Origin of the sequence: Fredinandcohnia onubensis (assembly GCF_002734215.1) — a bacterium.
GTDB classification, from domain to species: domain Bacteria; phylum Bacillota; class Bacilli; order Bacillales; family Bacillaceae_L; genus Ferdinandcohnia; species Ferdinandcohnia onubensis.
The window spans coordinates 165,492-188,741 of record NZ_NSEB01000010.1; the positions used below are offsets into that span (position 1 = coordinate 165,492).

The following is a 23,250-nucleotide window of genomic DNA, read 5'->3' on the forward strand; positions in this document are numbered from 1 at the left end:
TATAGACGATGAGTGAGGCACAGCGTGCAATGCAACATACAACACTTGGTGTAACGGGAATGACGTGTGCAGCCTGTTCCAACCGTATTGAAAAGCAGTTAAATAAAATGGATGGGGTGGAAGCGCAGGTTAATTTAACAACGGAAAAAGCAACCGTTAATTATGACCCGGAAAAGACCTCTATTGAAGATATTACAAAAAAGATTGAACATATCGGATATGGCGTTGTATTGGAAAAAACAGAACTCGATGTTTTTGGGATGACATGTGCGGCCTGTTCTAATCGGATTGAGAAGGTTTTAAATAAACAACAGGGTGTTAAGCTGGCAACGGTCAACTTAACAACTGAAAGTGCTGCTATTGAATATAATCCAGGTATGATTGATGTCAAAGACCTGATTGAGAAGATTCAAAAGCTAGGCTATGACGCGAAACCAAAGGCGGAAGCTGAGGAAAAACAAACTTACAAAGAAAAAGAGCTTCAATCTAAAAAAACGAAATTAATTATTTCGGCCCTGCTTTCAGCGCCATTATTAGTTACGATGCTCGTTCATCTATTTGGAATGAACGTACCGGCTATTTTTATGAATCCATGGTTTCAATTTGCGTTAGCGACACCGGTTCAATTTATTATCGGTTGGCAATTTTATGAGGGTGCTTATAAGAACCTTCGAAACGGTGGAGCCAATATGGATGTGCTTGTCGCATTAGGTACAAGTGCTGCGTATTTCTACAGTTTATATGAAGCGATGAAAACAATTGGGAATGCACATTATATGCCACATTTATACTTTGAAACGAGTGCCGTTTTGATAACATTAATATTATTCGGTAAGTTTTTAGAGGCAAGAGCAAAGAGTCATACAACAAATGCGATTTCTGAATTGTTGAATCTGCAAGCGAAAGAAGCACGCGTGATTCGGGATGGAAAAGAAGTCATGATTCCAGTTGAAGACGTTGTTGTTGGAGATCGTGTACTTGTAAAACCAGGTGAAAAAATACCTGTAGACGGTATCGTTGTAAAAGGAAGAACGTCTGTTGATGAATCAATGCTTACAGGTGAATCGATTCCAATTGAAAAAGATCCAGGTGCAAAACTAATTGGATCTACAATTAATAAAAACGGCGCTATTGAAATGGAAGCAACAAAGGTTGGGAAAGATACAGCTCTTGCATCCATCATTAAAGTTGTGGAGGAAGCGCAAGGCTCAAAGGCGCCAATTCAACGTCTTGCTGATGTGATCTCAGGTTATTTCGTTCCAATTGTTATTGGTATAGCAATTTTAACCTTTATTATCTGGATTGCTTTTGTGGAGCCAGGACAATTTGAGCCTGCATTAGTCGCAGCGATTGCCGTACTCGTGATTGCATGTCCGTGTGCTTTAGGTCTTGCCACTCCGACATCCATTATGGTTGGAACAGGAAGAGCAGCTGAGAGCGGGATCTTATTCAAAGGTGGAGAACACTTAGAACGTACACATCAAATTGAAGCGATTGTTTTAGATAAAACCGGAACAATCACAAAAGGTAAACCAGAAGTTACTGATTTTACGGGTGACGATGAAGCCTTGCAATTATTAGCTAGTGCGGAAAAAGGTTCAGAGCATCCACTTGCAGAGGCAATTGTTGCCTATGCAACAGAGAATGATATCGAATTTTTAGAGGTTGACGATTTTAGAGCCATACCCGGCCATGGTATCGAAGCAAGAATTTCTGGTAAACACATTCTTGTGGGGAATCGAAAATTGATGATGGATCATCTTATTATTACTACTGGATCTGAAGAGCAACTGGTTCAATTTGAAACACAAGGAAAAACAGCTATGTTGATTGCAATTGATGGCGAATATAGCGGAATGATTGCCGTGGCTGATACAATTAAGGAAACTGCGCCAGAAGCAATTAAGCAATTAAAAGAGATGGGTATTGAAGTCATCATGCTAACGGGTGATAACGAAAGAACTGCACAAGCAATTGCGAAGCAAGTTGGTATCGACCAGGTAATCGCACAAGTGTTACCTGAAGAAAAAGCAGACAAAGTGAAAGAGCTTCAGGCTAAAGGTAAAAAGGTTGCCATGGTTGGGGATGGTGTAAATGATGCACCTGCTCTTGTCACAGCGGATATCGGGATAGCCATTGGCACAGGTACAGAAGTAGCAATCGAAGCAGCTGACTTAACAATTCTTGGCGGGGAGCTATTGCTGATTCCGAAAGCCATTAAAATTAGTCATCAAACGATTAAAAATATCCGTCAAAACCTATTCTGGGCTTTCGGATACAATGTAGCTGGTATTCCGGTCGCTGCGATTGGATTACTTGCACCATGGATTGCCGGTGCTGCAATGGCATTAAGCTCAGTAAGTGTTGTTTCTAACTCACTTCGTTTAAAACGAGTGAAATTATAAGAATAGTGCTCGGCTTCGGCAGACGATTTTTGGTCTCGAGCCGATTGGGATAGTACTAGACACTCTTCCATTAAAGGAGGTGAAAACATCATGGAAAAGAAATCATTAGACGTACAAGGCATGTCATGCGGTCACTGCAAAGCAGCAGTCGAGGGCGCATTGAAAAACTTAGATGGCGTATCAGCTGCTGAAGTTCACTTAGAAACAGGTAAAGTAGATGTTACTTACGATGAATCTAAAGTAAGCGTAGATGCTATGAAAGAAGCAATTGAAGAAGAAGGCTATGATGTTGTAGCATAATATTACATTATACAGTAAGGGAGTTCGTGGTTAGACATGAACTCCCTTTTTGGTACAGTGGAGGGGAATGATGAACAAATTGATGGAGAAGTTGCAGGGTTTTTTGCCTGTAAGAGCGTATGATCAAGTTTCGGAGGATGAAGACGAAATTTTTGATATTTATGATACAAGTACAGATGAAGTTATCGGAAGCTATTCACTGAATGAAAAGGGAGAGTTAGTGAGCTATTCGTTAGTGGATGATGCACCTGAGGGAACGCTCAAGAAAGAAGAATTAACGGAGATTGCGAAAAAATTCGTTGACACCTTTTTCCCAGGGCAGCAAGAATACGAGTTTTCGGGAATCCTAGATTTAGATAATCCCTACATGGTGACGTATGAAAAAAGAGATGAGAAGTATGGTTTGTTTATACATAGCACTGGTTTTTCAATAACGATTTCGACTTCAGGTCAAATCATGAGTTTTTACAGTACAGATGAAGACTATGAGATTCTTTATTCTGATATCGTTGTCTCTGAAGAGAAAGCTTTGGAAACATACATCGAAGGTCTAGACCTCGAGTTGAATATTCAACAATTTGATCATGAAGTTTATAAAAATGGAGATAACAATTACCACCTATCTTACAGTGTGATTGAGCAGATTATGGAAATCCCTGTTGACGGATCAGATTCTCCAAGTATAAGAGAAGAGTATCCAACAGATTTGACCATAGTAAAACGAGAGTCCCCTGTTCAGGATGTATATGAACTTGTCAGTCTAACAACTGATTATACACTTTTAGATAAGCAGGTAGAGGGTGGGAAACTTGTTGAAGTTTGGTCCAAGCAAGACTCTGTAGATTCGTATTCTTTTGATATGGAAGAAGAGTCCAATCATGTGATAAGGTTTTGTTTTGATGAGAAAACAGGGTGCCTTTTACACGTTAAAAATGGAGAAGAACATGATAATAGTGGGGAAGAAATTGGCTTAGAGAATGCGCAAGAGCGGGCAATGAGTTTGTTGTTTAAACAGTTTCCTGATGCTCATGAACGATTTAGAATCGAAGTCTTTGAAACGGAAAACGATGAATTCGAAGATGTATTTGAGGAAGATATTGAAGGGTTTGAGGGAGAAGAAATTGAGCTTGAAGAAGATTTAAATGAAGCCGAAATGTTTGATGAAGAGTTCGAGGATTGGGAAGAGGAATACATAGAAGTTGAGGAAACCTACACCTTCTATGTTCATTTATTCCATCAAGGTCTGCGAGTTAATAACCATGTGACAGTAATCCAGGTTGGTAGATATACAGGAAAAATAACTCATTTCAACTTGGACGTACCATCCCTTAAAATATATAGTAATCTATCGATCAAACCCGATATTTCAGTTGATGAGGCAAAAGACATCTATAAAAAACATTTGAAAATGGAACGAATGTTTATCCGTGAGTATGATGAAGACGGGAAGTCCATTTACACCCTTGCTTATGTAGCAGATTTTCCAGATACAGTTGGTCACGTCCGTGCAATTGACGCAACCAGTGGGGAAGCGATGTATGTGGATGTTGGTGACGCGACGTTTATTAAGTGATTTTTGTTAAGCAGTCTCTAGGGTTGCTTTTTTGGTTTATTCAGGTGTTAAAATCAGTTTACATACATTAGGGGGGTATAGTAAAATATGAATATAAATAGTCTATAAATTTAGAGTGATATATACCTACCGGGTGTATTAAAATAGGGGTGTGTTTATGATGGGTGACGATGTGAAAAAAATAAAGATTGCCATAAATGGAGGCATTGGATTTGGTGCAAAGTTGAATGCAAAGCAACTTGTGGCCATTTCTAAATATATGAATGAAGATGAGGAGCTTGAGTTGACGACATTCCAGCAACTCTACATCGAAATTCCTGAAGATCAAAAGGAAGATATCATTGAAGAATTTGAGCGGGTAGGATTAGCTTGTTATCCAGTTGGAAATTTCGTTAAGAGTTTAAGAACGTGCAATTTTTGCAAAGGGGAAGAAGAAGAGGGCATGCCGGTTGCAAAAGAGGTTAATCGCCGTATTGCTGGGAAGCCAGTACCATTTACGCTTAAAGTGGCATATACGGGTTGTCCGGTTGGCTGCGGTGAGCCGTTGGTTAACGATATCGGGATTATGAAAATGAGAGACCACTATGATTTATATGTTGGTGGGAAAGCAAAAGGAAAGGATGCTGAGGTAGGTACCTTATTGCAGGAGAACCTCACACCAGACGAGCTCTATGATTCTATCGAAAAAATCATTTCTACATATGCAGAACAGGGGAAAAAGCGGGAGCAATTTTATAAATTTGTTAAGCGAATAGGGATAGACCAACTCATTAGCTAAAATAATGGCACAGTGTACCTCTACTAATTAACTGTATAAAAAGAATGTTCTTTCATTTATACTTGGAATATATTTAGGAAATATGGAAGTGTTGTGAATGAATGATTATTTAATGTCAGATTGTACTCAATGTTTTGGATTATGTTGTGTAGCCCTACCTTATGGTAAATCATCAGATTTTCCCTTTAATAAAGAAGGTGGAGAGCCATGCCGTAATCTATGCTCAGATAACCGTTGCAATATTCATGAGGGATTAAGGAAAAAAGGGTTTCGTGGATGTGTTTCTTATGAATGTTTTGGAGCTGGTCAACATGTCTCACAGACCATCTATAAAGGGCGTGATTGGAGAGACAATCCAGAGCGAGCCGGCGAAATGTTTGAGGTTTTTCCCCTTGTTCAACAACTTCATGAAATGCTTTGGTATCTCAACCAAGCTTTAAATTTGAAGGAAACTCAGTCATTTCATTTTAGTTTGCAAAACCTGTACAACGAAACGTTACAATTAACGGAGAGTTCTCCTGAAGAAATTTTACAAATTGACATTTTCTCTCATCGAAGTAAGGTGAATGAATTTTTGCTGGAAACTAGTGAATTGTACCGAAAAGATTTAACTGGAAAAAAGAAAGAGAAACAAAAAAAGAAGGGTCTCGATTTCGTAGGAGCCAATCTAAAAGGCGCTGATTTACAGGGGGCTAACTTTCGAGGAACTCTACTAATAGCAGCTAATTTGAGCCATGCTGATTTAAGAAAAGCTGACTTTATTGGAGCTGACCTTAGGGATGCAGACTTAAGTCATGCGAACCTAACTGATGCTATTTTTCTAACACAATCTCAAATAAGTTCAGCTAGAGGAAATGTACATACAAAAATACCAAACTTTTTACATAGACCAACTCATTGGCTATAATAAACTTGCTTGGGACAGGTAACTGTCCCATCTATTTTTTTATCACTGGTTTCACAACAGAATCAGCCCGATTGTATTTGATTATTTCGAGGAGTTGTTCTGCCATGAATTGCGGACTGTACTTTAACCCGCCATTAATCCATTCAACGACCATCCCTAATATTGCATATGCTTGGTAATTTGCGTGAATCTCTCTATCAATTTTAGAATTGGTGAGTGCATCATGCAAGTCAGTTAAGACGAGATCCTTTAAGACAGTACAGAACTTATTTTGAAAGCCTGTTAAAGCGTTTGTCTTGACGATATGTGAATAAAAATTTGCGTATTTATAGACATGGTCAAATATTTTTACCGCGGACGTAGACAGTTTTTTAATTTCTAAAACTTCAACGCCTTTATATGGTTCACGATAAGATTCAATCAAATCGGAGATCACTTCATCCATAATCTCATGCAGAATATCTTCCTTATATTGAAAATGCTTATAAAATGTACCCCGATTTAGATCCGCAACTCGTACAATATCTGATATCGAAATCTCTTTTAAATCTTTTTCATTCATCAAGGATAGTAAAGCATCTTTCATTGCTCGTTTTGACTTGACAATTCTTCGGTCAAGATAATCATTATTACTAGACATAAACATCCTCCCATGTTTAATAAACAAAAATACTAGACAAAATCATCTATTTTTGTTCATTAGTGAACACTTAGTCATGGTTTTGCTGATTGTAAGCGTATTATTCTTCTTATTATACTATAGGTAGTTGTTGATTAGTGAACAACTGTTTATTAAATTGCATTCTATCATATTTGGAGGAATGAACATGAGACTAGAGAATAAAGTAGCTGTTGTTACTGGTGCCGCTTCTGGTATGGGAAAAGCAATTGCAATCCTGTACGCAAATGAAGGGGCAAAAGTAGTCGTTTCAGATATTAATATTGAAGCAGCTAATGCAACTGTTGATGAAATCAAGGCAAATGGCGGAGAAGCTATCGCTGTTATGACCAATGTGGCAAAAGAAGAAGACATTCAACATTTAATTAATTCTGCTGTAACGAAGTATGGAACAGTAGATATTTTAGTAAATAATGCAGGAATTATGGACAACTTTGAACCAGCTGGGGAAATTGAAGACGAGAAATGGGAAAGAATTTTTGCAGTCAATACAACGAGCGTGATGCGCGCAACCCGTAAAGTACTGCCTATCTTTTTAGAGAAAAATGCGGGGGTTATTATCAACGTAGCTTCTGCAGGCGGACTTCAAGGGGCAAGAGCGGGTGCAGCTTATACAGCTTCTAAGCATGCGGTTGTTGGATTCACGAAAAACACAGGATTCATGTATGCGCAAAGTGGGATCCGTTGTAACGCGATCGCACCAGGCGGTGTTGAAACAAATATCAGTGCTTCGATGACTGGTAGAAGTGACTTTGGAATGGGCCGTATAATGTCAGGATTGACCCTCAATCCACGTACAGGAAAACCAGAAGAAATCGCTAGTATCGCACTATTCCTTGCCTCAGATGACGCAAGTTTTGTCAATGGAACTGTTATCACAGGAGATGCTGGTTGGACCGCGTATTAAGATATGCAAAAAGCTTGGGTCACATATGGTGATCCAAGCTTTTTTGCATATTTTATAATTAACCTTCAAGTTTAGGTCCTAGAGGGATCCTAACAGATATTAAAAGTTTTTCCAACGTATCGAACCATAACCAGTATGAGGGTGTCCTTTGGATTGAACTTTAAAGTATTCATGTTCTAATTCGGGGAGGGATAATTCAAATAGATGTCTCCCATCCTTTTTATACTGATTACACTCAATTAGTTTCCGAATGATCTCATTTTTGCGTTTCTCAATAACATCTTTTAATAAGGCCATAATCATAACTCTCCTTTCGTAATTGGCTTTTTAGAAGACCCAATAACAAGATAAGAAGAGGCATTTTTATGATTAGGATAACCTCACTTATCTTTCAAGCTTGTTAGCTTGCAGGATTTAGCACAGTATTCGACGAATCTGTTGCTGAGGTTTCACAGGGCCAGCCCCTCCACCTCTCTTGATAAGTTTTATTAATTTTATACAACTGAAACACCTTATATACAGTTTAAACTTATTATTCCGATGTGTCTACTTGAATTTAAAGTGTAATACAAAATGTAATGAATCCGTAACAATGAAAAAAGTAATCATAAACGTTTTTTATTTAAAATTATTAGAGGAAATCCACATTCGTTGTCGAAATATAGTATTTGAAAAATAAATAAGGAAGGAAGACCCCGTTTGACAAATGATTATAATATTCCCCGAAATCACATGGATATTGGTTTACGATCGCTCGCTGTTATGTTTAAAGATGAATTTCTTCCTTTTACCGGAATTCAGATTCCAATGGTGAAAGATGTTATTCAGACGAATGTAGCAACAATAGAAATGAAAGACAGAGGTATGGATCTCAATTTTCTCCTCGAAGATGACACAATTGCCCCATCGAATTCGAATCAGACGCTCTCAATGTCGATGATCTCATCCGATTTGCCCACTATGACTTGCAGCTATATAAACAACGCAAACAAAATATCCGCCGTATTATCATTTTCTCTGCCGGAGTCCCTTTTACTACCTTACAAAAACTTTATATTGGAAGTGTAAAACAAAAACATGAATGCTTGTTCCTTGAACACGACTTTGATGGTGATGAAATTTTTAGTAAAATTAAGGAAATAATTAAAAATGATGAGGTTTTCTCAAATATTGAAAAGCTACAAGTTATTTTGTTACCAATGATGAAGTCAAAAAGTCTACAACGTCCAAAAGGGCGTATGAACTTACGGATAAATTGCTGAAATATCACAATGATGATTTAGCATATTATCTCATCGGAGCAATGGTCGCAGTTAATTATAGTGGTATCGAACAAACAGAAAAAGAAAAATTCTTGGAGGTGCTAGAAATGGCAAAACCATTTGAAGAGTTATATAAAAAATATGAGGAAAAAGGAAAAAGAGAAGAAAAGATATTAATTGCTCAAAAACTAATAATTAAGGGAATCAAGCCTGAAATTATTTCGGAAGCAACCGGATTATCATTGTCATTGGAGGAAATCGATGAGTTGAGAAGAACTAAATAACGAAAACGGGATTTTTTAAATAATAATTACTAATTAGGAGTGAGACGGTGAACCATGACCATGAGATTTTAATAGAATCAAAGACTATAATCAAAGCATTAGCAAATGGATTGAACCCACTAACGGGAGAAAAAATTGGTGATGAAAGTTTCCTGCATGACCCCAGTATCATAAGACCTTTATTCTTCCTAACTCAGTACATCGAAAAGCTTCCTACTTCCCCAATTAAGAAAAAGAAACCTAAATCCTTTAAAATTACCCAAAATGAAAAAAGTCAAATTGTGTTACCGCCCGGTAAAATAGGTGTTAATAAATTCGCACATGCTGTTAATGAAGTCTTAGATGAAAATAAAAGCAAAAGGTTAACTGGAGTAGTGATTAATAAAAAATTAAAAGCCTTAGGTATCCTCAGTGAAGAAACAACGGAAGCCGGGAAGACAAGAACAATCACGAACGATCTATCTGAGGGATATGGAATAGAGTCTGTCACGATGCAATATAACAAGAAAGAATTTCAACAAGTGGTTTTTAATGATGTTGGTAAGCAGTTTTTGCTTGATAATCTTGAGAAGATTATGGGGATTGAGGGGAAACTTTAATATTCAGGAGCATTTCACAAAACGAAAAAAAAGTATCGAATGAGGGGTGTCAATCCAAAAATGGATTGATGCTCTTTTTGTTTTTGGAAATTAAATACTAAATATGACAGAACTTTTAGTAGAAAGTGGAAAATGGTACTGCAAAATCATATATGCTAGGGTTTTTGGATATTAGTGGAAAAGGCCATAACATAAACACCATAAATACCAAGACTTTTGGATATATGTGGAGAATGTCATAACATAAACAGCAAATATGCCAACTTCGTCAAATCGCTTGCAAATCTCGATTTTTTATATTTACTTTTTTGCATCTATCATTCTGTGGAACTTTTGATTAAAATTGAAAGGTAGATTGATATAGTAAATGGAAATTTTTGGTGGGACACGGGACCTGTCCCTCTGACCCAAGAGGAGTAGTGTTTTTATGAATGAGGAGTTTCTGTATATTGTTTTGATTATTGCGCTGGGGTATGTGTTGAAGCGCATTGGTATTTTGCAGGAGAAGGATGGAGAGACGATCTCCAAGATTATTTTTAAAATTACTCTCCCTGCGTTAGTGCTTGTGACGTTTGATACGGTTGAAATTGAGCTGAACCTCATTTTAATTCCGATTATTGTCCTTGTTTATGGAATCATCATATCAGTATTGGGCATGGTTATTTATAAAAATGAGGAAAAAGAGCTTAAGGGTTCGTTTTTAATGATGTCGTCCGGTTTTAATGTTGGTTTATTTGCGTTTCCGCTTGTTTTTGCAATTTGGGGAATCGATGGATTGACGTATTTTAGTATATTTGATGTGGGAACATCCTTAATTGTCTTTGGTATTAGCTATATTTTAGGTAGCTATTTTTCTGAAGAAGGTTTAAGTCTCAAACCGATTTCGATTGTAAAAAAACTTACGAAATCAATCCCATTGATGACGTATTTGATTGCAAGTACTTTAAATTTAAGTCATATCAAATTACCGGAAATGGTCATTAATGTGGCAAGTACAATTTCACAAGCCAATATGCCATTGTGCTTATTACTTTTGGGGCTTTATTTAAATTTTAAATTTGAAAAGCAATTTTTGAAGCCGATGTTGAAATTTTTAACGTTCCGTTATGGCGTGGGCTTACTGATCGGAGTCACTTTGTTCTTTCTGCTTCCATACGAGGATATGTTTCGGTACACCGTATTAATTGGTCTGCTACTTCCGGTTGCTTCATCGGTCATCCCATTTGCGGTTGAATTCAAGTACAGTAATGAAAGTATACGGTTAATTGCAACGGTTACTAATATCACAATCTTGGTGAGTATCGTGATTTTATATGTATTTGCCAATCTAATTTAAAAAAGTGGTCCGACTCCGGACCACTTCCTATCTGAAAGCGACTGAGAAACTGAGAAACTCAGCCCTTTTTTTGATCTTGTTTTCTCATATCAAACATACCTGTTGAAATCTCATTGAGTTTATTGAGAAATCGGTTAAAGCCAAATCCGACAAAGAAGGCGACACTGACCTGTGCGAATGGACCGTCAATATTGTCGGTGAAATCAATCATTAAAATCCCACTTTGAATGAGTGTGACAGCGATGACTGCTGTTCCTGTAGCAAATAGTGGGAAGAAAATATACATGACCCAATGACGGGGATCGATTAAATTATCGTTCATATAATGGGAACAGAACATATACAGATGCCGAAGTGAACCGCCAATAGCTCCGGCGAAGAAATAATATAGGAACATTTTAATGTTTTCTTGGATGTGGAGTGTTTCATCAAGTGCACCAACCCACAGTATACCGATTGCAAAAAAACTGCCAAAAAATAAAACTGAGAGGTAAAATAAAATAAAAAACTTCAACCAACGTTTCACATTATCACCCCATTTACTACAGTTTATGGGAGGTTATTGAAAATGGTGTCTTGGAATACAAGGTTTGGTGTCCGTTTGAGACGAGGGAGCACTGTCTCATTGGAATATTTATAAATGTTGGTGAATAGGATATGGGGATTCTTTTGTGAGGTGGTGTTTGTGTGAATACGGGGAAAATAGCGAAGCATTTAAATCGGCTTGTCTTTTCATTACTACTGTCCGGTTACAAGAGGTGTAAGCCTGACTGGTATAAGCCGTTCCGTGAGCAGCCACACCATTCCCTTTGGTTGATTACAAAAGGAAGTGGTGAAGTAACAATCGACGGCACAAAGTATAAGTTGAAACCTGGTAAACTTGTTATTTTTAGGCCGGGGATGATCTGTGAAAAAAAGACATCCTCATCAAACCCACTTGAATTTTATTTCGTTCGTTTTACATATGCAGTCGCTTTTGAGGAAAAAGGGCATTGGAATTTTGAAAGTCCCGAAGCAACATCCTTTCCTTTACAAGGAGTGTTCCCAATTACAAATACGGGAAATATGATTCATGTGTTAGATCTAATCCATCAACTCTCCAAGCGCAGAGGTCCGACAGTGGCGATGCAGCGAAAATTGCATTTTCACGAATTATTGCTGATGATTATTCAGGACTTTCGCTCGCAAAAGATTACAGGAAACTCGACAATGGCCATCGATACCACTATCGATTATATTGTGAATCATTATCATGAACATATGAATCTATCGGATTTAGCAAAGATGGCTGGATTGAGTACGAGTCATTATGCACGTCTATTCAAAGAATATGTAGGCTATAGCCCGATCGATTACTTAACCCATGTTCGGATTGACCGCGCAAAAGAACTATTGGCGATTTCCGATTTTCGAATTAAAGAGATCAGCCAAAGTGTCGGGTATCAGGATGAATTATATTTTAGCCGCATTTTTAAAAGAATCGTAGGTGTTTCACCGACTCAATTTAGTGATAATCACAAGACATTTGTAAGATCAACAAAAAATGACTACCACATTTCTGATGAAAAACAGAAATAATGGTAGTCATTTACCTATTAGTGATATAGTCTCGTTTTTTGTTTTTTCGTCATTTGTTGTTTATTTTGGCTCATACATAAGCGATAATATGCGCCTTTTTGTTGAAGAAGGCGGGCGTGGGTACCCATTTCTATAATTCTCCCTTTATCTAACACAATGATATTATCTGCATGCTGGATGGTGGATAGGCGATGCGCTATGATAATCGTTGTTCGGTTTTTCGAAATTCGTTTTAGAGTATCCTGTACAACGATTTCGGTTTCTGTATCAATATTGGCAGTAGCTTCATCTAAAATTAAAACGTCAGGGTTTGCCATCATCGCTCTTAAAAAGGACAGAAGCTGTCGTTGCCCAGTTGATAATACCGTTCCTTGTTCTCCAAGTAAAGTTTCGTATTGCTGTGGTAGGTTTTTAAAAAAGGGGTCAATCCCAACAGATTTGGCTGCTGTTCTTAATTCTTCATCACCGATTGTTTTATTATTAAGGCGAATATTATCAAATACAGTTCCCGAAAATACAAAACTGTCCTGTTGGATAATCCCCACATGCTTTCTTAACTCACTTATCTCAACATCCTTTATAGATACTCCATCTAAAGTGATACTTCCTCTTTGAATATCATAAAAACGATTGATTAATTGTATGATAGAGCTTTTCCCAGCACCCGTTGCGCCCACAATCCCAATGGTTTCTCCAGGAGCGATGGTGAAACTGACATCTTTTAACACCCAATCTTCTGACTGATAGGCAAACCATACATTCTTAAACTCAATTTTTCCGTTCACCTTGTTTGGGAGCTTAATAGGGTCTGCTTTATTCACAATCGTGGGCTTTGTCTCCAATGTATCAAAGATCCGTTCTGCAGATGCAAGAGCAGCTTGAATTTGATTAAACCTGTCGGCAAGACCTCGTAATGGTTCGAAAAATTGCCGTACATAGTGGGTGAACGCATACACCACGCCAAACGTAATGGCACCATCTAATACATTTCTGCCTCCATACCAAATCAGTAAAGCCATCGAAATATTACCAAAGAAGCCAATGGAAGGATTAAAAATCGAATTTAAAACAGTTTGCCGCATCCCGGCCCGGTAATGTTCTTGATTCAATTCATTAAATTGCTCTAATTGCTTTTCTTCACGAACAAAGATTTGAATAATACTCATTCCTGATAGATTTTCAGCTAAATAGGCGTTCAATTTACTCAAGACAAAACGTACATAACGTTGAGCGTTTCGGATGACTTTTTTAAAATAAAACGTAAGTAGGGCGATGAATGGAATCACTGTAAAACTAATTAATGTAAGTTTTACGCTCATTTGTAACATAATCACGATAATCCCGAGTAGCAATAAGATTTCACGTATGAGATTTACAATGACTTGCGAATAAAGTTGGTTCAATGCTTCGACATCATGTGTGATTCTTGTGACAAGTCGACCAATTGGATTTTTATCATAAAATGAAACCTGCATACGAGATAAGTGCTTCATAATCATTTGCCGTATATCATAAATGACGGATTGACCTGTAAATTGTAAGGAGTTATTTTGAAAATACGTAAGGACGGATGAACCAATAATCAATACAAAATATAGCACTCCAAGCCAAATCATTCCGGCATAATCTTGGCCGCGAAATAATTGCTCCGCTTCTCCTTGTATGGAAATAGCCGGGTAGGCCTTTTCGTTAATGGTGATTTGATTGTTTATAATCTCATAGTTATTTGGATTCTTTAATCCAGTATTCCAACCATGGATGAGATAATTTGTTCCTTCGATGGAAACAATGCTTGCTTTTTGCACACCAGGAGGTAGATCACGACTAGATTCTGTTATACGAAAATACGTATGACCCTCAAAAGTCGTAACTTCTTTCCCTTTAATACCTTGTTCTTCGAGTATATGTAATGCTTGGTCTTTTTCAGATTGATCGACAAAAACCATGGGTGCATATATTCCATTAATATGATTGTCAATCGCAACTTTAATTAAATAGGGCTGAGCCAGACTTGCGATAACAATCAAGGTTGTCAACAGGAGAGAGAATACAAAAAGTTTCCAATAGGGTTTCGCAAATGCGAGAATGTTCCGTAATAATTGTTGATCACTATATTTTTTGATTTGGTTTGTTTCATTCTTTTCGATCATCGATTCCTCCTCTTAATCGCAATCGGTTTCCCATCGAGTGGGGCGGATGTACATTTAGTCCGGTCAACTGTTGGATATGCATTTTTTTATATACCCCATTGTTTTTTAAAAGGGACTGATGTGTTCCTTTTTCAATAATTTTTCCTTCGTCAAGCACAATGATCTGGTCAGCGTGCTGAATCGTAGAAATTCGGTGACTGATTAGGATAGTTGTGGTATCTTTCATTTTCGTTTTGAGTGTGTGTAAAATATTTTTTTCTGTTTTCGAATCAACAGCAGACAAGCTATCATCAAAAATCATGATGGGTGCTTCTTTCACCAAGGCGCGAGCAATGCTAACCCGTTGTCGTTGGCCTCCTGATAATGACAAGCCGCGTTCCCCTAAAGCCGTGTCAAACCCTTGTGGCAACTCTTTAATATCTTGAAAAACATGGGCTTGTTTTGCAGCAAGTTCCACTTGATGATCGGCATATCCCTTTGGATCAAATCCGATATTTTCCATGATGGATGTAGAAAAAAGAAAATGATCTTGTGGAACAAACCCAATCGATTGTCGCAATGTTTTAAGCGGTATATCCCGAATATCTGTATGGTCGATAAAGATGGTTTTTCGTGGTGGATTGTAGATTCGTAGAAGTAGATTAACAAGGGTCGATTTACCGCTACCGATTTTTCCAACAATAGCTAAGGTTGAGCCTTTTGGTATGTGTAAATCAATAGAAGAAAGTGCATGACCTTGTTTATTTTGATACGAAAAAGATAGCCCTTTAATCATAATGTCGCCTTGAATAGATGGGATGTTTACAATTCCGTCTTCGTCTTTTATAGATGGTTTTGTAGAAAGTACATCTCGTAAGCGTAAATCGGCCGCGGATCCCTGTTGAAGTAAATTAATAACCTTACCTAAATTTTCAATAGGACCAACTAAAAGTGATAAATACGTATTAAAGGCAACAAATTCACCAAGAGAAATGGTGTTTTGCATAACTAAAATGGAACCAAACACAATCGAGGTAAGGTAGCTGAGCCCAACGATTCCTTGACTAAGTGAGTTGAAAAGGGAGTTGGACCGAATTAATTGCTGATTTGCCTCTACATTGGTTTGATTGTCCTGCTCGAATTTTTTTAGTTCGGATTTTTCTTGGACATACGTTTTAATGATTCTGATTCCAGAGCAATACTCTTGGACTCGGCTCGTTAAGCTGCCAATCGCTTCTTGGACAAGATTTGAGTGCATTCTAATTTTTATGCGAAATCGATAGGCCAAGTAGGTTAAACCAGGGAGTGGTAAAAGGACTAACAATGTTAAATACAAATCAATGGTCGTTGCCATCATGATGACTGTCACGGTTATAAGTACGGCTGCTTCTAATGTTTGGAACACACCTTGCATACCAATTTGTCTTAAGACATTTACATCATTAACAGCATGTGCCATTAAGTTTCCGATCCGTTGCTTTTGATAATACTCTGTTTGCAGAGTCTCCCAATGAGAAAATAATCGTTCACGAATATTACGTTCTAACAATCTTGATAAACGAAAAATATAAATTCTGCCTGTAGACCTGAAGGCAAATACCCCAATTCCCACTATGACCATCCAAAAGGCAATCCGGATCAGTTCATCACTATTTGTAGAAAAGGTTTGTAGACCATCTGTGAAGACTTCAAGCAACATCGGTACAACAAGTTGCAATATGAGGGAAATCGTAACCAAAATGGTACCCATAATATATCCCCAGCTATTTTGAATCAAATGCTCACGTAAAATAGGTTTCACATCCAAATCCATCACCTTCTAAAAAATGTCGTAAAGTAAGATTACCGCATAACTCACAAAGGTAACATGGATTTCCCTATCAACTTACATGGATTATCTTGCTATGGGAGGGGGCACGTCTGGCAGGAGTTGGTTGGGATGGAACAAGTGGGGTCGCATGTGGGTCGCAGGGACAGGTCCCAATTGATGGGACACGAAATCTTAAGTGGTTTAAGAAGAAATGCTGTTGATCCCTGAAAGAAGAAAACTTTAACACTATCCGATTTTGACAACTGAAGCGAAACGGAAAAGGTAGCTGGGACGATGTACCTGTCCCTCTGACCCATCTCATGTTTAGTACATGCTTGGAGGTACTAAGCCATTTTGTAAAACGGCAGGTAATGTGTCGTGAATGTATGGTGGTGCAGGAAGTAGTTTAGGCGCTTTGGCTAATGGTTGAGGTTTTTCTACATATTTAAATACACCTTCACCATCCATACTTTGCCCATTTGCCCATCTACCTGTAGCACTTTCGTTTCCACGAGAGAAATTGAACAGTACATGAGAAACTTCGCGTTTTTCTAACTCGCGTGGGAATGTACTGGGGACAACAATATTTTCTTTTGATTCAAGTTCATAAATAGCAGCTATCCACTGATTTTGATGCATCGTGTCTCTTGCAATTAACCATGAAAGCATATCCTTTACACCACGGTCAGTTGTTGATTCGTATAAACGAACTGCTTGTAAGCGTCCTTGTGATTCAGCATTCAAATTTGCTCGAAAGTCAGCTAACAGATTTCCACTCGCGATAATTTAGTCAGCTGTCCAGCGATTGCCTACACTATCAGCCGGCATTGCCCCAAGCCCTGATACGATTGCGTGTTGTGGATTCATACCACCTAGAATTGCCCCGATCACAGGATCTTGTGCAGCAATTTCTTGGTCCCCAACTGGAGCGCCATCAAGTAACCTAGCAATCATTGTTGCTAACATTTCAATGTGGGCAAGCTCCTCAGCCCCCGTATCCATTAACAAATCCTTATATTTACCATCTGCACCTCGTACATTCCATCCTTGGAATAAGTATTGAAGCGCAACAGAAATTTCGCCAAATTGCCCACCTAGGACCTCTTGAAGTTGTTTGGCAAAAAGCGCATCCGGACGATCTGGTTTCGCTCGGTACTGTAACTCTTTAATATGATAGAACATCGTTTGTCAACCTCCATATTTAAAATCAAAGAATCATAGGTCTCTGAATAAATTGCCTATGCTAACTAGAATATGAAGCCGTACCAATTAGGTGTTTATATTAGAAAAAATGGGTGTTTATCAATGTTCAGTACAGAGTGGGGGAGGGCTAGGCACAGACATTCTTGGTAATAGGCCACCCACATAAAATAGAAGATGGAATGAAAGAACCGACACAAAATTTCTATCCTGAGATTGTAACTTTATCTCGTTTGATTCGTAGGTAAAGGAGTGCTATGTTTGGATTAATGTAGGATTGGGACGATGGACCTGTCCCTCCGTCCCACGACGGGTTTGCATTGTTCCAGGAAGGAGTAAATAGGTATGAAGAAAGAGGATAATGGGTTGCGGCCGTTTTTTCGGTTGATTTTGTCGACGAATATTCCGAAGGCAGCGCTGACGCTTGGTTTAGTTGGGAGTATTATTACAACATTTGTGGGACTTTCGATTCCGTTATTAACGCGAGAACTTGTGGATGGATTTTCCGGGATATCGATAAATGCTACTCTGATTGTGATTATTGCAGCTGTATTTCTTTTACAAGCGGTGATTGATGGAGTATCAACTTATATGCTTGCTGCAGTTGGTCAACGGATTGTTGCGCGATTGCGCGAGAAAATGTGGGAAAAGCTCATCCGATTACCGGTCAGCTATTTCGATAAGCAACAAAGTGGAGAGTCGGTTAGCCGAGTAGTCAATGACACTGGAATAGTAAAGGACTTAATTTCACAGCATTTCCCGCAATTTATCACTGGTGTTATTTCAATCATTGGGGCCATCATCATTTTGTTAATTATGGATTGGAAAATGACACTGCTCATGCTCGTTTCCGTTCCGCTTACGATGGTGATCATGATGCCGCTTGGAAGTAAGATGGCGAAAATCTCACGAGGGTTGCAGGATGAAACCGCCACATTTTACTGGTAAGATTCAACAAACGATCAGTGAGATTCGATTAATGAAGTCCTCAACAGCTGAAAGGTTTGAAGAGGAAAAAGGAGTCAACGGCGTTCGAAATTTACTTACATATGGATTAAAAGAGGCAAAGATTTTCGCTCTAATCGGTCCGATTATGTACACGATCGTCATGATTGTGATTGTTATCATTATTGGGTATGGAGGTATCCGTGTTGCTAACGGATCAATGACAACAGGGTCACTTGTTGCATTCCTTCTTTATTTATTTCAAATTATTTTTCCGATTACATCATTTGCGATGTTTTTCACGCAACTGCAAAAAGCAAAAGGTGCAACAGAACGGATTATCGATATCATTGATCTTCCATTGGAAGAAGGTCAACAAGGAAAAGACCTTGATATTTCAAATTTACCAATACATGTTGAACATGTATCCTTCGCCTATAGTGAGGAGGAGCCAGTTATTCAAGATGTATCCTTTATAGCAAAGCCTAGTCAAATGATTGCATTTGCAGGACCAAGTGGTGGCGGTAAAACGACGATGTTCGGTTTGCTGGAACGTTATTATGAGCCAACAACTGGTGAAATTCGAATAGGTGACATTCCTATTCATGAGCTATCACTAGAATCATGGCGAAGTCAAATCGGTTATGTCTCGCAGGAAAGTGCGATGATGGCGGGAACCATCCGTGAAAATTTATGCTATGGTTTGAAAAATACGGATCAGATATCAGACGATCGCTTATGGGAAGTCGTAAAAATGGCTTATGCGGATGAATTCATTCGTTCTTTCTCACACGCATTAGATACTGAAGTAGGAGAGCGCGGTGTAAAACTATCAGGTGGTCAGAGGCAGCGAATTGCGATTGCTCGAGCCTTTTTACGGGATCCAAAGATTCTAATGATGGACGAGGCAACGGCAAGCCTCGATAGTCAATCCGAGAGTATTGTTCAGGAAGCATTATCACGACTCATGGAAGGTCGCACCACCTTTGTCATTGCTCATCGATTATCAACCATCGTGGACGCCGATCAAATCATATTTATAGAAAAAGGAACAGTCACAGGTAAAGGGACACATCAGGAATTAATTGAAGGGCACGAACTTTATAGAAGTTTTGCAGAGCAGCAGTTGACATGAGTTGATTGGACAGGTTCTATTGGAAAGATATTCAATAAACCTGTCCTTTGTATATCTTTAGGTACTTCAAGCGATATTCCGTACGAAAACAATATTGAAACTTAGAGAGGCAGTGTATAACAAATTACTAGAAAAACGATTTAACGATATTTTATTACATGATTAACCTCATCAATATACCGATTCGCTTCCTTTGAAAGGATATTATCATTTTTCGTAATCCATCCAAATCGAAAGGAGGTATCAATCGAATCTACCATATTTATCGCTATAATTTGGTCAGGAGGGTGGTTTACATTAAATTTAGTAGATATATCATGTCCAACGGTAACTGCACCTAATTCTATAACAGCTTTATATATTACATCTAGATTAGTTGTTTTAAAGAAAATATCAATTGGACCATTTAATCTTTGGAAGTTTGTAATAAAATTTTCTACATACTCATCCTTATAAATGACAAATGTTTGTTGTCTTAATAATTCGGGAGTTGTTACTTCTGTGTTAGCCAAGGGAGATTGTTTTGAAACATAAGCTAAAATTTTTCCCCGGATTATCGGATTGAAATGAAGATCAGCTATCGAGTTTAAATTTGATTTATTAATGGCAATGAAACCAATATCAATTTTATTCTTCCTTACATCATCTACTATTTCAAAGCTCGCTCTCTCATTCACTTCTATTTTTAAAGTAGAACCGCCCCTTTTTAAAGATAAATAAGTGTCAACGATAGGGCCTGTTAAACCTGGTATTACGGAAATCCTTAATAAATCATTACTATTGTTAAGTTGATTTCTCGCTTCCTCTTTAACTTGGTAAATAGCATGTAATGCTTCTTGTGCTCTTTCAACAATGAAACTACCCTCCTTTGTTGGGGTAGCGCCAGTTCGATTACGATGAAACAGTTTAAGGTTGAGTTCTGCTTCTAATTTCGTAATGGCTTGACTTAGTGCAGATTGACTAATGTTTAATGTTCTCGAGGCTTCTGCCAACGATTTTACTTTTGCAACTTCTGAAATATAAGATAACTGTTCTATATTCATAATTTCACTTCCTTAAGTAATACTTAACATATGATAAATTATATTAACTTTAATGAAAGTAATCAAAGAGTTATACTTAAAGAGTACTAGTTTTTTAGAATATGGAGGGGATACCATGCAAGCAGCAGTTTGGCATGATGTGAAGGACCTACGTGTTGAAGAGATAACAGAGCCAGTCATTTCATCTGGGAAAATGAAGGTGAAAGTAGAGTGGGCAGGTATTTGCGGAAGCGATCTACATGCGTATTTACATGGCTTATCAATGGAAGCGCACCCAATTAGTGGTCAAAAGCCACCGATCACACTAGGACATGAATTTTCTGGAACAATTGTAGAGGTTGCGGATGATGTAACACGTTATCAAGTTGGTGAAAGAGTTGCAATCGAGCCTCTCCTTTACTGTGGAGAATGCTATGCGTGTAAAAGAGGTTACTATAACCAATGTAGCAAGGTTGGCTTTGTTGGATTAAACCGAGATGGCGGTTTTGCTGAATATGTAATCGTTGATGAAAACATGGTGCATGTTCTTCCTGAAAATGTTTCATTTGAGGAAGGAGCATTGGTTGAACCAACTGCGGTTTCTTTCTATGCAGTAAGAGAAAGTAAATTAAAACCGGGTGATGCCGTCGCTATTTTTGGTGCTGGACCAATCGGATTATTAACATTACTTTCTGTTAAAGCAGCTGGAGCAACGCAAATAATTGTAGTTGATTTGTCAACAGAACGCTTAGAAAAGGCAAAAGAACTAGGTGCAACTACGGTAATTGATGGAATGCGTGATGATATTGTTGAAACAATTCTTGAATTATCAAACGGTGGAGTTAGTGTTGCTTATGAGTGTGCTGGAGCACAACCAACGATGACAAGTGCTGTTGCTTCTGTAAAACAAGGTGGACAAGTTATGGCAATAGCTGTGTATGCAAAACCTGTTGCAATTGATATGGGACAAGTTATGTTTAAGGCTGCTGATATTACATCTACACTTGCATACAGACATGTATTTCCAGAAGTTATTGAGATGATTGCAACTGGTAGATTAGACGTAAAATCTGTAATCACTAAGAAAATTGAACTGAAAGACATTGTTGAAGAAGGCTTTAATCAATTAATCAATGATAAAAAGCAAGCTAAAATTTTAGTAAGACCGTAAAGGAAATAATAAAATTATTTTACATAAGGGAGAGTGTATTTAATGACAAACTTATCAGGAAAAGTCGCGATTGTAACTGGGGGAGCTTCTGGAATTGGATATGCAATTGTTCAACGTTTAATAGAATCCAACGTAAAAGTAGCAGTTGCAGATTTGAATGCAGATAAGCTGAAAGAGCTTGAAGAAACTTATAAAGGGAATCTAATCGGTTGTGTTACCAATGTGACAAAAGAGAGTGATATCGAGGCTCTAGTAAAGCAAACAGTTGAAACGTTTGGTGGACTTGATTACGCCTTTAATGTAGCTGGTGCCTCCAAGGCAGGTGCAATTGTAGACCAAAGTGAAGAAGATTGGGATTTCACGGTTGATCTCTGTTTAAAAGGTGTATTTTTATCTGTAAAACATGAAGCGAAATTCATGAAGGATAATGGAGGTGGAGCGATTGTTAACGTTGCTTCATTGAATGCTCATGTTCCAATGTTTTATGGAGCAGCTTATTCATCTGCAAAAGCGGGAGTAGAAATGTTAACGAAGAATGCAGCTTTAGAGTTAGCACAGCATAATATCCGTGTAAATGCCATTCTACCAGGATTAGTTTCGACTCCACTAACGAAAGGATTAACAGATGTTGATGCTATTAATGATGCATATATGGAGCGTATCCCAATGAGACGTGCTGGTGCACCAGATGAAATGGCAGGACCTGCTTTATTCTTAGTCAGTGATGATGCTTCCTATGTAAATGGCGCAAGCTTGATTGTGGATGGTGCATGGGCAGTAAGTGGATATCCTGATTTAAGTAAATTTATCTAAGAAATGGTTGAGGTGTTAAAACAGACGGAATGTATTTCCGTCTGTTTTATACTTTTTCAGTATTTGTGAATATTTGTAGGTGTTATATCCAAATAATTAAATGAGGTAATATTTGTAATAAATTGGTTATTGATTAGAATAGTTTAAAATGATAATATTAATTTTGTCGTTCCGATTCAAATAAATAAAACGACATAACGAAATCTTGATTTGTTCAATTTATTATGTTAAAATAATTTTCATGTTCTTAAATTCTATGAAATTAATACTTTAAAAAAGTGTTGACTTAATAAAAAGAAACATGATATATTAATAAAGTCGCTTTTGAGCGGCAGTAAAAAAAGTTCTTTGAAAACTGAACACAATACAAGCGTCAACGTTTAATTCTAAAGTAACAAACTATTGAGCAATCAATAC

Annotated in this window: 19 protein-coding genes, 2 pseudogenes and 1 riboswitch; of the genes and pseudogenes, 14 read left to right on the plus strand and 7 right to left on the minus strand. The window is 37.8% G+C overall.

Annotated features, from left to right (window positions below; translation table 11 throughout):
* Positions 1-8 precede the first annotated feature (8 nt).
* The 5 genes from CKK03_RS12295 (at position 9) to CKK03_RS12315 (ending at position 5,963) form a co-directional block, all read left to right on the plus strand.
* A complete protein-coding gene (locus CKK03_RS12295) occupies positions 9-2,405 on the plus strand; it encodes a heavy metal translocating P-type ATPase (protein ID WP_099362872.1) in 2,397 nt (798 codons plus the stop codon).
* A gap of 90 nt (positions 2,406-2,495) precedes the next feature.
* The gene (gene copZ / locus CKK03_RS12300; RefSeq protein WP_099362873.1) at positions 2,496-2,705 is read left to right on the plus strand and encodes a copper chaperone CopZ; all 210 of its coding nucleotides are present in this window, start codon (positions 2,496-2,498) and stop codon (positions 2,703-2,705) included.
* Between the two features lie 70 nt (positions 2,706-2,775).
* A complete protein-coding gene (locus CKK03_RS12305) occupies positions 2,776-4,278 on the plus strand; it encodes a YcdB/YcdC domain-containing protein (RefSeq protein WP_099362874.1) in 1,503 nt (500 codons plus the stop codon).
* A gap of 160 nt (positions 4,279-4,438) precedes the next feature.
* Complete coding sequence (locus tag CKK03_RS12310; protein ID WP_099362891.1) at positions 4,439-5,056, plus strand: nitrite reductase; 618 nt, start codon at positions 4,439-4,441, stop codon at positions 5,054-5,056.
* A gap of 97 nt (positions 5,057-5,153) precedes the next feature.
* Complete coding sequence (locus CKK03_RS12315) at positions 5,154-5,963, plus strand: pentapeptide repeat-containing protein (protein ID WP_099362875.1); 810 nt, start codon at positions 5,154-5,156, stop codon at positions 5,961-5,963.
* Between the two features lie 31 nt (positions 5,964-5,994).
* On the opposite strand, the gene CKK03_RS12320 is transcribed toward CKK03_RS12315, so the two are convergent.
* Positions 5,995-6,603 (minus strand): TetR/AcrR family transcriptional regulator, encoded by a 609-nt coding sequence (locus tag CKK03_RS12320; RefSeq protein ID WP_099362876.1) that lies wholly within the window; start codon positions 6,601-6,603, stop codon positions 5,995-5,997.
* A 187-nt stretch (positions 6,604-6,790) separates the two neighbouring features.
* On the opposite strand from CKK03_RS12320, the gene CKK03_RS12325 reads away from it, so the two are divergent.
* Positions 6,791-7,549: an SDR family oxidoreductase gene (locus tag CKK03_RS12325; protein ID WP_099362877.1), complete on the plus strand. Its 759-nt coding sequence runs from the start codon at positions 6,791-6,793 to the stop codon at positions 7,547-7,549.
* Positions 7,550-7,648: 99 nt separating this feature from the next.
* Here CKK03_RS12325 and CKK03_RS12330 read toward each other — a convergent pair whose 3' ends face one another.
* Positions 7,649-7,846, minus strand: coding sequence for a Fur-regulated basic protein FbpA (locus tag CKK03_RS12330; RefSeq protein WP_180271239.1), 198 nt, complete (start codon positions 7,844-7,846; stop codon positions 7,649-7,651).
* A gap of 84 nt (positions 7,847-7,930) precedes the next feature.
* Positions 7,931-8,034: riboswitch (SAM riboswitch) on the minus strand.
* A 214-nt stretch (positions 8,035-8,248) separates the two neighbouring features.
* On the opposite strand from CKK03_RS12330, the gene CKK03_RS12335 reads away from it, so the two are divergent.
* The 4 genes from CKK03_RS12335 to CKK03_RS12350 all read left to right on the plus strand — a co-directional run bounded on the left by CKK03_RS12335 (position 8,249) and on the right by CKK03_RS12350 (position 11,030).
* Positions 8,249-8,617 carry a hypothetical protein gene (locus CKK03_RS12335; RefSeq protein WP_099362878.1) on the plus strand — a complete coding sequence of 123 codons (369 nt, stop codon included), beginning with the start codon at positions 8,249-8,251 and terminating at the stop codon, positions 8,615-8,617.
* Between the two features lie 301 nt (positions 8,618-8,918).
* Complete coding sequence (locus CKK03_RS23715) at positions 8,919-9,095, plus strand: hypothetical protein (protein WP_180271240.1); 177 nt, start codon at positions 8,919-8,921, stop codon at positions 9,093-9,095.
* Between the two features lie 47 nt (positions 9,096-9,142).
* Positions 9,143-9,694 carry a hypothetical protein gene (locus CKK03_RS12345; RefSeq protein WP_099362880.1) on the plus strand — a complete coding sequence of 184 codons (552 nt, stop codon included), beginning with the start codon at positions 9,143-9,145 and terminating at the stop codon, positions 9,692-9,694.
* A 427-nt stretch (positions 9,695-10,121) separates the two neighbouring features.
* On the plus strand, positions 10,122-11,030 hold the full coding sequence (locus CKK03_RS12350; RefSeq protein WP_099362881.1) for an AEC family transporter: 909 nt from the start codon (positions 10,122-10,124) through the stop codon (positions 11,028-11,030).
* 58 nt (positions 11,031-11,088) lie between these two features.
* On the opposite strand, the gene CKK03_RS12355 is transcribed toward CKK03_RS12350, so the two are convergent.
* Positions 11,089-11,556 carry a hypothetical protein gene (locus CKK03_RS12355; RefSeq protein WP_099362882.1) on the minus strand — a complete coding sequence of 156 codons (468 nt, stop codon included), beginning with the start codon at positions 11,554-11,556 and terminating at the stop codon, positions 11,089-11,091.
* Positions 11,557-11,717: 161 nt separating this feature from the next.
* Here CKK03_RS12355 and CKK03_RS12360 point away from each other — a divergent pair, with 161 nt between their 5' ends.
* Positions 11,718-12,608, plus strand: coding sequence for a helix-turn-helix domain-containing protein (locus tag CKK03_RS12360; RefSeq protein ID WP_099362883.1), 891 nt, complete (start codon positions 11,718-11,720; stop codon positions 12,606-12,608).
* A gap of 17 nt (positions 12,609-12,625) precedes the next feature.
* Here CKK03_RS12360 and CKK03_RS12365 read toward each other — a convergent pair whose 3' ends face one another.
* From CKK03_RS12365 to CKK03_RS12375, 3 genes and pseudogenes are all read right to left on the minus strand, one after another.
* The gene (locus CKK03_RS12365; RefSeq protein ID WP_099362884.1) at positions 12,626-14,758 is read right to left on the minus strand and encodes an ABC transporter ATP-binding protein; all 2,133 of its coding nucleotides are present in this window, start codon (positions 14,756-14,758) and stop codon (positions 12,626-12,628) included.
* Positions 14,742-16,538: an ABC transporter ATP-binding protein gene (locus CKK03_RS12370; RefSeq protein WP_245864110.1), complete on the minus strand. Its 1,797-nt coding sequence runs from the start codon at positions 16,536-16,538 to the stop codon at positions 14,742-14,744. Before CKK03_RS12370 ends, CKK03_RS12365 begins: the two co-directional genes overlap by 17 nt.
* Positions 16,539-16,871: 333 nt before the next feature.
* Positions 16,872-17,729 (minus strand): annotated as a pseudogene (locus CKK03_RS12375) (manganese catalase).
* 363 nt (positions 17,730-18,092) lie between these two features.
* Here CKK03_RS12375 and CKK03_RS12380 point away from each other — a divergent pair.
* A pseudogene (locus CKK03_RS12380) lies at positions 18,093-19,827 on the plus strand (ABC transporter ATP-binding protein).
* 140 nt (positions 19,828-19,967) lie between these two features.
* Here the strand turns inward: CKK03_RS12380 and CKK03_RS12385 are convergent.
* Positions 19,968-20,870 (minus strand): LysR family transcriptional regulator, encoded by a 903-nt coding sequence (locus CKK03_RS12385; protein WP_099362886.1) that lies wholly within the window; start codon positions 20,868-20,870, stop codon positions 19,968-19,970.
* A 115-nt stretch (positions 20,871-20,985) separates the two neighbouring features.
* Between CKK03_RS12385 and CKK03_RS12390 the strand changes: the two genes are divergently transcribed.
* Both CKK03_RS12390 and CKK03_RS12395 read left to right on the plus strand, forming a co-directional pair.
* Positions 20,986-22,020 carry a 2,3-butanediol dehydrogenase gene (locus tag CKK03_RS12390; RefSeq protein WP_099362887.1) on the plus strand — a complete coding sequence of 345 codons (1,035 nt, stop codon included), beginning with the start codon at positions 20,986-20,988 and terminating at the stop codon, positions 22,018-22,020.
* 42 nt (positions 22,021-22,062) lie between these two features.
* Positions 22,063-22,833 (plus strand): SDR family NAD(P)-dependent oxidoreductase, encoded by a 771-nt coding sequence (locus CKK03_RS12395; RefSeq protein ID WP_099362888.1) that lies wholly within the window; start codon positions 22,063-22,065, stop codon positions 22,831-22,833.
* Positions 22,834-23,250 lie beyond the last annotated feature (417 nt).

Excerpts from the sequence above, each read along its gene's own strand:
- CKK03_RS12295 (WP_099362872.1), top strand. The coding sequence starts at position 9 with ATGAGTGAGGCACAGCGTGCAATGCAACATACAACACTTGGTGTAACG.
- copZ (WP_099362873.1), top strand. The coding sequence starts at position 2,496 with ATGGAAAAGAAATCATTAGACGTACAAGGCATGTCATGCGGTCACTGC.
- CKK03_RS12305 (WP_099362874.1), top strand. The coding sequence starts at position 2,776 with ATGAACAAATTGATGGAGAAGTTGCAGGGTTTTTTGCCTGTAAGAGCG.
- CKK03_RS12310 (WP_099362891.1), top strand. The coding sequence starts at position 4,439 with ATGGGTGACGATGTGAAAAAAATAAAGATTGCCATAAATGGAGGCATT.
- CKK03_RS12315 (WP_099362875.1), top strand. The coding sequence starts at position 5,154 with ATGAATGATTATTTAATGTCAGATTGTACTCAATGTTTTGGATTATGT.
- CKK03_RS12320 (WP_099362876.1), bottom strand. The coding sequence starts at position 6,603 with ATGTCTAGTAATAATGATTATCTTGACCGAAGAATTGTCAAGTCAAAA.
- CKK03_RS12325 (WP_099362877.1), top strand. The coding sequence starts at position 6,791 with ATGAGACTAGAGAATAAAGTAGCTGTTGTTACTGGTGCCGCTTCTGGT.
- CKK03_RS12330 (WP_180271239.1), bottom strand. The coding sequence starts at position 7,846 with ATGGCCTTATTAAAAGATGTTATTGAGAAACGCAAAAATGAGATCATT.
- CKK03_RS23715 (WP_180271240.1), top strand. The coding sequence starts at position 8,919 with ATGGCAAAACCATTTGAAGAGTTATATAAAAAATATGAGGAAAAAGGA.
- CKK03_RS12350 (WP_099362881.1), top strand. The coding sequence starts at position 10,122 with ATGAATGAGGAGTTTCTGTATATTGTTTTGATTATTGCGCTGGGGTAT.
- CKK03_RS12365 (WP_099362884.1), bottom strand. The coding sequence starts at position 14,758 with ATGATCGAAAAGAATGAAACAAACCAAATCAAAAAATATAGTGATCAA.
- CKK03_RS12385 (WP_099362886.1), bottom strand. The coding sequence starts at position 20,870 with ATGAATATAGAACAGTTATCTTATATTTCAGAAGTTGCAAAAGTAAAA.
- CKK03_RS12390 (WP_099362887.1), top strand. The coding sequence starts at position 20,986 with ATGCAAGCAGCAGTTTGGCATGATGTGAAGGACCTACGTGTTGAAGAG.
- CKK03_RS12395 (WP_099362888.1), top strand. The coding sequence starts at position 22,063 with ATGACAAACTTATCAGGAAAAGTCGCGATTGTAACTGGGGGAGCTTCT.